This is a genomic window from Stenotrophomonas panacihumi (assembly GCF_001431645.1).
GTDB classification, from domain to species: Bacteria; Pseudomonadota; Gammaproteobacteria; order Xanthomonadales; family Xanthomonadaceae; genus Stenotrophomonas_A; species Stenotrophomonas_A panacihumi.
On the sequence record NZ_LLXU01000117.1, the window covers coordinates 1 to 11,365 of the forward strand.

The 11,365-nt window shown below is 67.9% G+C and carries 10 protein-coding genes; 9 read left to right on the plus strand and 1 reads right to left on the minus strand.

The genetic code is table 11. The features are described from left to right. Nucleotides 1-167: 167 nt before the first annotated feature. From ARC20_RS14990 to acnB, 3 genes are read left to right on the plus strand one after another with little or no spacing between them, the layout of a single operon-like run. Nucleotides 168-368: an AbrB/MazE/SpoVT family DNA-binding domain-containing protein gene (locus ARC20_RS14990; RefSeq protein ID WP_057648528.1), complete on the plus strand. Its 201-nt coding sequence runs from the start codon at nt 168-170 to the stop codon at nt 366-368. 4 nt (nt 369-372) lie between these two features. Then, nucleotides 373-771, plus strand: a complete 399-nt coding sequence (locus ARC20_RS14995; protein WP_057648530.1) for a type II toxin-antitoxin system VapC family toxin — start codon at nt 373-375, stop codon at nt 769-771. Between the two features lie 43 nt (nt 772-814). Beyond that, entirely contained in the window at nt 815-3,406 is a 2,592-nt protein-coding gene (gene acnB / locus ARC20_RS15000; RefSeq protein ID WP_057648532.1) for a bifunctional aconitate hydratase 2/2-methylisocitrate dehydratase, read from the plus strand. A gap of 66 nt (nt 3,407-3,472) precedes the next feature. Here acnB and ARC20_RS15005 read toward each other — a convergent pair whose 3' ends face one another. Beyond that, a complete protein-coding gene (locus tag ARC20_RS15005) occupies nt 3,473-4,726 on the minus strand; it encodes a LysR family transcriptional regulator (protein ID WP_057648534.1) in 1,254 nt (417 codons plus the stop codon). Between the two features lie 101 nt (nt 4,727-4,827). On the opposite strand from ARC20_RS15005, the gene ARC20_RS15010 reads away from it, so the two are divergent. The 6 genes from ARC20_RS15010 (at nt 4,828) to ARC20_RS15035 (ending at nt 11,249) form a co-directional block, all read left to right on the plus strand. Next, nucleotides 4,828-5,499: a 4-carboxy-4-hydroxy-2-oxoadipate aldolase/oxaloacetate decarboxylase gene (locus ARC20_RS15010; RefSeq protein ID WP_057648535.1), complete on the plus strand. Its 672-nt coding sequence runs from the start codon at nt 4,828-4,830 to the stop codon at nt 5,497-5,499. After that, entirely contained in the window at nt 5,492-6,547 is a 1,056-nt protein-coding gene (locus tag ARC20_RS15015; RefSeq protein ID WP_057648537.1) for a 4-oxalomesaconate tautomerase, read from the plus strand. The genes ARC20_RS15010 and ARC20_RS15015 overlap by 8 nt, the downstream gene beginning before the upstream one ends. 45 nt (nt 6,548-6,592) lie before the next feature. Further along, nucleotides 6,593-7,915: a C4-dicarboxylate transporter DctA gene (gene dctA / locus ARC20_RS15020; protein WP_057648540.1), complete on the plus strand. Its 1,323-nt coding sequence runs from the start codon at nt 6,593-6,595 to the stop codon at nt 7,913-7,915. Nucleotides 7,916-7,997: 82 nt separating this feature from the next. Next, nucleotides 7,998-9,308 (plus strand): carbohydrate porin, encoded by a 1,311-nt coding sequence (locus ARC20_RS15025; protein ID WP_057648542.1) that lies wholly within the window; start codon nt 7,998-8,000, stop codon nt 9,306-9,308. 28 nt (nt 9,309-9,336) lie between these two features. Continuing rightward, nucleotides 9,337-10,359: an amidohydrolase family protein gene (locus ARC20_RS15030; protein ID WP_057648544.1), complete on the plus strand. Its 1,023-nt coding sequence runs from the start codon at nt 9,337-9,339 to the stop codon at nt 10,357-10,359. Beyond that, on the plus strand, nt 10,359-11,249 hold the full coding sequence (locus ARC20_RS15035; RefSeq protein ID WP_057648545.1) for an amidohydrolase family protein: 891 nt from the start codon (nt 10,359-10,361) through the stop codon (nt 11,247-11,249). Before ARC20_RS15030 ends, ARC20_RS15035 begins: the two co-directional genes overlap by 1 nt. Nucleotides 11,250-11,365: the final 116 nt, after the last annotated feature.

Here is an 11,365-nt window from a genome sequence, read left to right on the forward strand (position 1 = left end):
GAGTCGAACAGGACGTTCGCCCGAAGCCGTGACGCCCATACCCGCCAGGGCGGTGCCCGCACCGTAAGTCAGTGCTACTACCCGCACCGCACCGCCACCAAACCCCGCAAACTGGCCCGCCCCCTCCCCAGTATGTATAATTCGTACATACTTTCTGGAGCCTACCCATGGAAGCCACCGTCGCCGAACGCGGCCAGATCACCCTCCCCAAGACCGTGCGCGACGCGCTCGGCCTGACCAAGGGCAGCGTGCTCAAGGTCGAGCTGGAAGGCAGCCGCATCGTCCTGCGCAAGAGCGTGGACGACGCCATCTCCCGCGTCCGCGGCAAGTTCGCCCTGGACCCGTCCGCCGGCCCGGAGCAGGGCTGAGCCGATGATCGCCATCGACGCCCCCGTGCTGGTGCAGTTGCTGACCAATGGCCAGCAGGCCGACGCCGCCGAGGCGTGCCTGCGCCAGTGCCTGGGCAACGGCCGCGTGGTCGTCAGCGACGCGGCCCTGGCCGAGCTGTGCGCGGCGCTGCGCAATGGCGCCGAAGCGCTCGGCGCGCTGGAAGAGATGGGCGTGCACTTCAACCCGGTCGAGGCCAAGTCGGCATTGCGCGCCGGCGAGATGCAGCGCCGCTCGCGCCAGCGCGGCGGCGAGGCCCGGCCGCTGGCCGATTTCCTCGTCGGCGCCCACGCACTGCTGCAGTGCGATGGCCTGATCACCCTGGACACGAATTTTTATCGCGACTACTTCAAGGGCCTGAAGCTGATCGTGCCGCAAGCCTGAGCCCAAACCACCGAATCCTTTTTACGATTCCCGGAGTGTTGTCATGTTGGAAGCCTATCGCCACCACGTCGCCGAACGCGCCGCGCTCGGCATCCCGCCGCTGCCGCTGAGCGCGCAGCAGACCGCGGATGTCATCGAACTGCTGAAGAACCCGCCCGCCGGCGAGGAAGCCTTCCTGGTCGACCTCATCACCCATCGCGTGCCGGCCGGCGTCGACGACGCCGCCAAGGTCAAGGCCTCCTACCTGGCCGCCGTGGCCTTCGGTACCGAGAAGACCCCGCTGCTCACCGCGCAGCGCGCCACCGAACTGCTGGGCACCATGCTCGGCGGCTACAACATCCACCCGCTGATCGAGCTGCTCGACAACGCCGAGCTCGGCGCCGTGGCGGCCGAAGGCCTGAAGCACACGCTGCTGGTGTTCGATGCCTTCCATGACGTGCAGGAGAAGGCCGAGAAGGGCAACGCCCACGCGCAGGCCGTGCTGAAGAGCTGGGCCGAGGCCGAGTGGTTCACCAGCAAGCCGGAAGTGCCGCAGAGCCTGACCATCACCGTGTTCAAGGTGCCGGGCGAAACCAACACCGACGACCTGTCGCCGGCGCCGGACGCCACCACCCGCCCGGACATCCCGCTGCACGCGCTGGCGATGCTGAAGAACAAGCGTCCCGATGCGCCGTTCACCCCGGAAGAAGACGGCAAGCGCGGCCCGATCCAGCAGATCCTGGACCTGAAGGAAAAGGGCCACCTGGTCGCCTACGTCGGCGACGTCGTCGGCACCGGCTCCAGCCGCAAGTCCGCCACCAACTCGGTGCTGTGGTTCACCGGCGAGGACATCCCGTTCATCCCGAACAAGCGCTTCGGCGGCGTGTGCCTGGGTTCGAAGATCGCCCCGATCTTCTACAACACCATGGAAGACGCCGGCGCGCTGCCGATCGAACTCGACGTCTCGCAGATGGAGCACGGCGATGTCATCGAGCTGCGCCCGTATGACGGCAAGGCGCTGAAGAACGGCGAAGTCATCGCCGAGTTCGAACTCAAGAGCGACGTGCTGCTGGACGAAGTGCGCGCCGGTGGCCGCATCCCGCTCATCATCGGCCGCGGCCTCACCGCCAAGGCGCGCGAAGCGCTGAAGCTGCCGGTCACCGACCTGTTCCGCCTGCCGGTCAACCCGCCGGACACCGGCAAGGGCTTCTCGCTGGCGCAGAAGATGGTCGGCCGCGCGTGCGGCCTGCCGGAAGGCCAGGGCATGCGCCCGGGCACCTATTGCGAGCCGAAGATGACCTCGGTCGGTTCGCAGGACACCACCGGCCCGATGACCCGCGACGAGCTGAAGGACCTGGCCTGCCTGGGCTTCTCGGCCGACCTGGTGATGCAGTCGTTCTGCCACACCGCCGCCTACCCGAAGCCGGTGGACGTGAAGACCCACCACACGCTGCCGGAGTTCATCTCCACCCGCGGCGGCGTTTCGCTGCGTCCCGGCGATGGCGTGATCCACAGCTGGCTCAACCGCATGCTGCTGCCCGACACCGTCGGCACCGGCGGCGACTCGCACACCCGCTTCCCGATCGGCATCTCGTTCCCGGCCGGCTCGGGCCTGGTCGCCTTCGCCGCGGCCACCGGCGTGATGCCGCTGGACATGCCCGAATCGGTGCTGGTCCGCTTCAAGGGCCAGATGCAGCCGGGCGTGACCCTGCGTGACCTGGTCAACGCCATCCCGCTGTACGCGATCAAGCAGGGCCTGCTGACGGTTGCCAAGCAGGGCAAGAAGAACATCTTCTCCGGCCGCATCCTCGAGATCGAAGGCCTGCCGGACCTGAAGGTGGAGCAGGCGTTCGAGCTGTCCGACGCCTCGGCCGAACGTTCGGCCGCCGGCTGCACGGTGCACCTCAACAAGGAACCGATCATCGAGTACCTCACCAGCAACATCACGCTGCTGAAGTGGATGATCGCCGAAGGCTATGCCGACGCCCGCACCCTGGGTCGCCGCATCAAGAAGATGGAAGAGTGGCTGGCCAACCCGCAGCTGCTGGAGCCGGATGCCGACGCCGAGTACGCGGCGGTCATCGAGATCGACCTGGCCGACGTGCATGAGCCGATCGTGGCCTGCCCGAACGACCCGGACGACGTGAAGACCCTGTCCGAAGTGGCCGGCGCGCAGATCGACGAAGTGTTCATCGGCTCGTGCATGACCAACATCGGCCACTTCCGCGCGGCCGCCAAGCTGCTGGAAGGCAAGCGCGACATCCCGACCCGCCTGTGGGTCGCGCCGCCGACCAAGATGGACGCCTCGGAGCTGACCAAGGAAGGCCACTACGGCACGTTCGGCACCGCCGGTGCGCGCATGGAAATGCCGGGCTGCTCGCTGTGCATGGGCAACCAGGCGCAGGCGCGCGAGGGCGCCACGGTGTTCTCGACCTCCACCCGCAACTTCCCGAACCGCCTGGGCCGCAACACCAACGTGTACCTGGGTTCGGCGGAGCTGGCGGCGATCTGCTCGCGCCTGGGCAAGATCCCGAGCAAGGACGAGTACATGGCGGACATCGGCGTGATCAACAGCAAGGGCGCCGAGATCTACCGCTACATGAACTTCGACCAGATCCAGGATTACCAGGAAGTGGCCGATACCGTCGAGGCGTAAGCCGCGCGGCAAGGAATGCGAAAAGCCCGGCGAAAGCCGGGCTTTTTGTTTGGATTGCCGCACCGCTCACCGCGCTGCATGCCGGAACGGCCACGGGTCGTCATCGCCCGCGCCGCCGCGTTCGGCGCACACCGCGCGGAACATCTCCACGAACGCCGATTGCTGCCGGGTAGGGTGCCAGTCCGCGCGGGTGGTCAGGCCGATGCGCCGGCGCAGGCCTTCGCCGGCGCTGGCCAGTTCGGCCATCAATCCGGCGCGGCGTTCGATCAGGAACTGGTCGCGCGACATCAGCGTCAGCCAATCGTCCTCCAACAGCAGTCCGCGCGTGACCAGTACCGAGCCGCACTCGATGCGCGGCGGCGGCGGTTCATGGCCGTGGTCGCGAAACATGCGCTCCCAGCGCGCCCGCACCGGCGCGCCCGTGGCGGCGATCACCCAGGGGTAGTCGAGCAGTCGCTCGAACGCGAAGCGCTTGCCGGCCAGCGGATGGCCGGCACGCGCGACGATCACCGGGTCGTCGTCGAACAGGCCTTCCTGCACGACGTCGCGCACGGGCAGGCGGTCGCGCATCGCGCCCACCAGCAGGTCGAGGTTGCCCTCGCGCAGGTCGTTGAGCACTTCGGCATACGGGCCTTCGACCACGTTGATGCGCGCATTCGGATAGGCCCGCGAGAACCGCGCCAGCACCTGCGGCAGCAGGATCGCGCGGGCCAGCGGCATCACGCCCAGCGCGATGCGCCCGCCGCGCTCCGAGCGCAGCGACGCCAGCTCATCCACCCCGGCCGACAGTTCGGCCAGCGCCAGCCGCACCAGCCGCAGCATGCGCGTGGCGGCCGGCGTGGATTGCACGGTCTTGCCGCGGCGCAGGGTCAGCGGCACTTCGATCAGCTCGGAGAGGTCGTGCACCGCGCGATACACCGCGGGCTGCGAAACACCGCTGCGCGCCGCCGCCAGCGAGTAATTGCCCGCCTGGTCCACTGCGGTCAGCGCGCGCAGCTGGCCGAGTGCCACGCGCCGCTCCAGCCCGGCCAGCGCGGGCAGGCGCTGCGAGCGCCGTGCCAGCCGCACGCCATGCGCGATGTACGCCAACGCGCGTTCGATGCGCGGCACCAGCAGTTGCGCCGCTTCGGTGGGCGCCATGCCGCCGGGTTGGCGGTCGAACAGCGGCGATTGCAGCTGTCGCTCCAACTTGGCAATGGCCTGGGTGAGCGCGGGCTGCGAAAGATTCACCTGCGGCGCGGCCGCGCTGATGCCGCCATGAGCGACCACCACGGTGAGCGCGTGGAGATGGCGAAGGTTCAGGTCGGGGAGCTGCTCCATGGATCAACTATAACCAAAACCAATGGCTCTCTCGGAAAACGATCTTGAGCCCCGGCGGGTGCGGCGGACAGACTCGGTCATCCCTAACGAAGGATGGATGGATGTCACGGGTCGTCACCCACATCGAACGCACCGATCTCGCCCTCGTCGACGGCCTCGCCGACGCCGGCGTGGCTACGGTCCACGAGGCCCAGGGCCGTAGCGGCCTGCTGCATCCGCGCGTGCGCCCGGTCTACACCGGTGCGCGTATCGCCGGCACCGCCGTCACCGTCTCCGTGCCGCCGGGCGACAACTGGATGATGCATGTGGCCATCGAGCAACTGCGCGAGGGCGACGTGCTGGTGGTGGCGCCGACCAGCGAATGCTGCGATGGCTATTTCGGCGACCTGCTCGCCACGTCCGCCCAGGCACGCGGCTGCCGCGGACTGGTCATCGATGCCGGCGTGCGCGACGTGCGCGACCTGACGGCGATGGGTTTCCCGGTCTGGAGCCGCGCCATCCACGCGCAGGGCACGGTCAAGGAAACGCTGGGCTCGGTGAACGTGCCCCTGGTGTGCGCCGGTGCGCTGGTGCAGCCGGGCGACGTGGTGGTGGCCGACGACGATGGCGTGTGCGTGGTGCCGCGTGCCGACGCGGCGCGCGTGCTGGCCGAGGCGCAGGCTCGCGAAGCCCGGGAAGCGGAAAAGCGCGAACGCCTGGCGCGCGGCGAGCTCGGCCTGGACATCTACAACATGCGCGAACGGCTGGCCGCCAAGGGCCTGACCTATGTCTGAGCCGGTGCGCGCGATGTGGATGCGGGGCGGCACGTCGAAGGGCGGGTTCTTCCTCGCCGAGGACCTGCCGGCCGACACCGCCGCGCGCGATGCCTTCCTGCTGCGCGCCTATGGCTCGCCGGACCCGAGGCAGATCGACGGCATGGGCGGCGCCGACCCGCTGACCTCCAAGGTCGCGGTGGTATCCGCTTCCGATCGCGACGACGCCGATGTCGATTACCTGTTCCTGCAGGTGTTCGTCGACCAGGCACTGGTCAGCGACGCACAGAACTGCGGCAACATGCTGGCCGGCGTGGGGCCGTTCGCGATCGAGCGCGGCCTGGTGGACGCACGCGGCGAACGCACCGACGTGCGCATCTTCATGGTCAACACCGGCAAGCTCGCCACCGCCATGGTGGAAACGCCGGGCGGACGCGTGCGCTACGACGGCGATGCGCGCATCGACGGCGTGCCCGGCAGCGCGGCCCCCGTGCCGCTGGCCTTCGCCGACATCGCCGGTTCGTCCTGCGGTGCGCTGCTGCCCACCGGGCAGGCGCGCGACACGATCGACGGCATCGACCTCACCCTGATCGACAACGGCATGCCCTGCGTGGTGATGCGCGCCGCCGACCTGGGCATCAGCGGCTACGAAGACCGCGAGACGCTCGACGCCAACGACGGCCTCAAGCAGCGGCTGGAATCGATTCGCCTGCAGGCCGGTCCGCGGATGAACCTCGGCGACGTGGCGCAGGCCTCGGTACCCAAGATGATGCTGGTCGCCGCGCCGCGCGAGGGTGGCACGATCAGCGTGCGCTCCTTCATCCCGCACCGCTGCCATGCCTCCATCGGCGTGCTGGGGGCGGTCAGCGTCGCCACCGCCTGCCTGCTGCCCGAATCCCCGGCGCACGCGCTGGCGGTGCTGCCCGAAGGCCGCTCGCTGCGGCTGGAGGTCGAACACCCCAGCGGCAGCACCGGCTGCGTGATCGACCTGGACGATGCCGGGCAGGTCGCCCGGGCGGCCGTCCTGCGCACCGCGCGCAAGCTTTTCGACGGTGAACTGTTCGCCTGAAACAGACACCGGCTTCATTATCATCATTGACCTGGGAGGGTTGACATGACCGTGGTACAGAAGCGGCCTGGCCGTTTCGGAATCTTTGGCCAGCTGTGGTTCCAGGTGCTGGCCGGCACGCTGATCGGCGTGCTGCTGGGCTGGCTGCAGCCGGACATGGGCTCGGCGATGAAGCCGTTCGGCGATGCCTTCATCAAGCTGATCCGCATGATGATCGGCCCGGTGATCTTCGTTACCGTCGTGCACGGCATCGCCGGCATGCGCGACATGAAGAGCGTCGGACGCCTGGCGTTGAAGTCGCTGGTCTATTTCGAGGTCATCACCATCGCCGCGCTGATCATCGGCCTGGTGGCGGTGGACCTGTGGAAGCCTGGCGCGGGCATGAACATCGACCCGGCCACCATCGACACCGCGACCATCCAGGGCTACGTGCACACCGCGCACGACCAGTCCATCGTCGCCTACCTGATGGGCATCATCCCCAACACGCTGGTCAGCGCGTTCACCGAGGCCCATGTGCTGCAGGTGCTGTTCGTCTCGGTGCTGTTCGGCGTGGCGCTGGCCGCGGTGGGCGAGCGCGGCGAGCCGGTGATGAAGGTCATCGAGTCCACCTCCAGCGCGCTGTTCAAGATCATCGGCTACGTCATGTATTTCGCCCCGATCGGTGCGTTCGGCGCGATCGCCTTCACGGTGGGCCAGTTCGGCGCCGGTTCGCTGCTTTCGCTGGGCGAGCTGATCATCGAGTTCTTCGTGGTGTGCGGCCTGTTCACCGTGGTCGTGCTCGGCGCGGTGGCATGGTGGTGCGGCGTGAGCCTGTGGCGCTTGATGGCCTACCTGCGCGATGAAATCGTCATCGTCGCGGCGACGACCTCCACCGAAACCGTGCTGCCGCGCCTGATCGAGAAGATGAAGAAGCTCGGCGCCGAGGAGGGCGTGGTCGGCTTCGTGATTCCGGCCGGCTACTCGTTCAACCTCGACGGCACCTGCCTGTATCTCACCACCGTGGCGCTGTTCCTGGCCCAGGCGACCAATACCGAGCTGACCGTGTGGCACCAGCTCGGCCTGATCGCCGTGCTGTTGCTCACTTCCAAGGGCGCGGCGGGCGTGGCGGGCGCGGCCTTCGTGGTGCTGGCCGCCACGCTGGGCACCACCGGCACCATCCCGGTGGCGAGCATCGCGCTGATCCTGGGCATCCACCGCATCCTGGCCGAAGGCCTGACCTTCGTGAACCTGATCGGCAACGCGGTCGCCGTGCTGGTGATCGCCAAGTGGGAAGGCAAGCTCGACGAGCGGATGCTCGCCGCGCAGGTCGGCACGCGCCGGCTGCGCCAACGCCAGGCGGGCATCGTCGCTACGCAGCAGGTCTGAACCGCGGCGGCCGCCGGCCTCGCCGCGGCCGCCCCTCCATTCCATCCCAGTACCGGCCGGAGGGGGCCGGGCAGGAGGCTTTGTGTCCCGTATTTCCCGTTACACCCATGGCGCGCTGGCGCTGTGCATCGCCGCCGGGCTGTCCGCGCCGGCATTCGCCCAGGACGAGGGCGGCGCCAAGGCGCCGGGCAAGGTGCGTGATGGCATCGACCTGACCCTGGATTTCGTCGGCAACGTGGCCTCCAACCCGGTCGGCGGCGTGGAGCAGGGCACCGAAGGTTCGTACTGGGTGATGGCGCAGTCGAAGTTCGACCTCGACAAGCTGTTCGGCGTCCACAACACCGATGTCGACCTGCAATGGGCCTGGTTCGCCGGGCGCAACCTGGCGCGCGAAAAGATCGGCAGCTCCATCAGCGCGCAGCAGACCTGGCGCCCGGTCGCCGGTGGCCGCCTGACCCGCATGACGATCCGCCACCGCTTCGACAACGGCCTGAGCATCACCGCCGGCCGCGCGCCGGTGAACAGCTACTTCAACAACTCGCCGCTCAACTGCGTGTTCATGAGCAACGCGATGTGCCTCACGCCGTATGGTGCGATCACCGACCTGGGCATCACCGCGTACCCGAATTCCTCGTGGGCGGCGATCGTGCGCTACGACGTCAACGACCGCTGGTACGCCCAGACCGGCGCGTTCGATTACAACAACGACCTCAACAAGGCCGGCAAGAACGGCCTGGATTTCTCCTTCGGCGACGGCACCGGCACCATCGTGCCGTTCGAGGTGGGCTACCAGACCAACGCGAAGAACGACCCGCTGCCGCGCGCCTACCGCGTCGGCGTGTACCACAACAGCGATGGCGGCAAGAGCCCGTACTGGGACATCAACGGAAACCCGGCCGGGCTCACCGGCAAGGCGTTCGCCAACCAGGACGGCTCGCGCGTGGGCTGGTACGCGATGGCCGACCAGACGGTATGGAAGGAGGGCCCGCGCAGCCTGGCGCTGTTCGCGCGCTACTACGTCAACACCGGCAACGACGCGCCGATCGACTACTTCGCCTCGGCCGGCTTCGTGAAGACCGGCACCTTCGCCGGCCGCGACCGCGACACGCTGGCGATGTTCGTCTCCAACACGCACTTCAGCGACAGCCAGCAGGCCTACCTGCGCGACCGCCGGATTCGCAACGGTGGCACCGGCACGCCGGACAACAACGAGATCATCGCCGAGCTGAGCTATGGCTGGGCGGTGCATCGCGGCATCCGGCTGATGCCGAACCTGCAGTACATCGTCCACCCCGACCCGATCTACGCGCCCACCCGCACCACCGACATCCCCGATGCGCTGGTGGTCGGCCTGCGCGTGGACGTGCATTTCGCCCAGCTGCTTGGCTGGTGACCCGCTTCCTCCCCCACGAGGCCTTCCCATGATCATCGACTGCCACGGTCACTACACCACCGCCCCGAAGGGCCACGACGCATTCCGCAAGGCGCAGGTCGCGCATTTCGACGATCCGTCGCTGCCGCCGGCGGTCTACCCGTCGATCTCCGACGACGAGCTGCGCGAGAGCGTGGAGACGAACCAGCTGCGCCTGTTGCGCGAGCGCGGCGCGGACATGACGATCTTCTCGCCGCGCGCCAGCACCATGGCCCACCACGTCGGCGACGAGCGCGTCAGCGCCGAATGGACGCGGCATTGCAACGACCTGATCGCGCGCGTGGTCGGCCTGTATCCGCAGACCTTCATCGGCGTGTGCCAGCTGCCGCAGTCACCGGGCGTGCCGATCAGCCATTCGATCGGCGAGCTGGAACGTTGCGTCAACGAGCTGGGCTTCGTGGGCTGCAACCTCAACCCGGATCCTTCCGGTGGCCACTGGAACGGCGTGCCGCTGACGGACAAGGCCTGGTATCCGTTCTTCGAGAAGATGGTGGAGCTGGACGTGCCGGCGATGGTGCACGTGTCCGGCAGCTGCAACCACAACTTCCACGCCACCGGCGCGCATTACCTCAATGCCGACACCACGGCGTTCATGCAGTTCCTGCAGGGCGACCTGTTCCGCGAGTTCCCGGACCTGCGCTTCATCATCCCGCACGGGGGCGGCGCGGTGCCGTACCACTGGGGTCGCTTCCGTGGCCTGGCCGACATGCTGGGCAAGCCGCCGCTGGACACGCACGTGATGCGTAACGTGTTCTTCGACACGTGCGTCTATCATCAGCCGGGCATCGATTTGCTGTTCGAGGTGATCGACATCGACAACATCCTGTTCGGCTCTGAAATGGTGGGCGCGGTGCGCGGCATCGATCCGCAGACGGGCCATTATTTCGACGACACCCGGCGCTACGTGGATGCGTTGGGGTTGGACCCGGTTGACCTGCACAAGGTGTATGAAGGCAACGCACGCCGGGTGTATCCGCGGCTGGATGCGCAGTTGAAGGCGAGGGGGCTGTGATGGCCGCCTTCCAGAAGGATGCGAACTGGCTGGACTGGTGCGCCGCGCCGAGCAAGCCGGCGTTCGTGCCGCCGCCGGGCGCGGTGGATGCGCATTGCCATGTGTTCGGGCCGGGCGACGAGTTTCCGTACGCGCCGGAGCGCAAGTACACGCCATGCGATGCGGGCAAGGCGCAGTTGTTCGCGCTGCGGGATTTCCTGGGGTTCGAGCGCAACGTGATCGTGCAGGCGACCTGCCATGGCGCGGACAACCGGGCACTGGTGGATGCGTTGCAGGCGGCAAACGGCCGCGCGCGTGGCGTGGCGACGGTGCGCGATACGGTGACCGATGCGGAGCTGGCCGAGCTGCATGCGGCGGGGGTGCGCGGGGTGCGGTTCAATTTCGTGCGCCGGTTGGTGGATCCGAAGCCGGACGCTTACTACCGGGCGATCATCGAGCGGATCGCGCCGCTTGGGTGGCACGTGGTGATCTATTTCGAGGCAGCAGACCTGGCCGAGCGGTGGGGCTTCTTCACCTCGCTGCCGACGACGGTGGTGGTGGATCACATGGGGCGGCCGGACGTGCGGCTGCCCGTCGAGGGGCCGGAGTTCCAGCGCTTCGTGCGCTTGATGGACGAGCATCCCAACGTGTGGAGCAAGGTGAGTTGCCCGGAGCGGCTGTCGGTGTCCGGGCCGCCGGGGTATGACGACGTGGTGCCGTTCGCGCGCTACCTGGTGGAGCGGTTCCCGGATCGCGTGCTGTGGGGGACCGATTGGCCGCATCCCAACATGATTTCGCACATGCCCGATGACGGGAAGCTGGTGGATTTCATTCCTCGCATCGCGGCCAGTGCGGAGTTGCAGCGGAAGTTGTTGGTCGATAATCCGATGCGGCTTTACTGGGGCGCGTAGAGAGGCTCTCCGGGTTTCATGATGCGGCCTTCGGGGGCGGCGGGCGCTTTCGGGACACGCCGTGAATCCATCCATGGAGGCTCGTCGGCGACATCCATGTCGCCAACGGTCCCGAA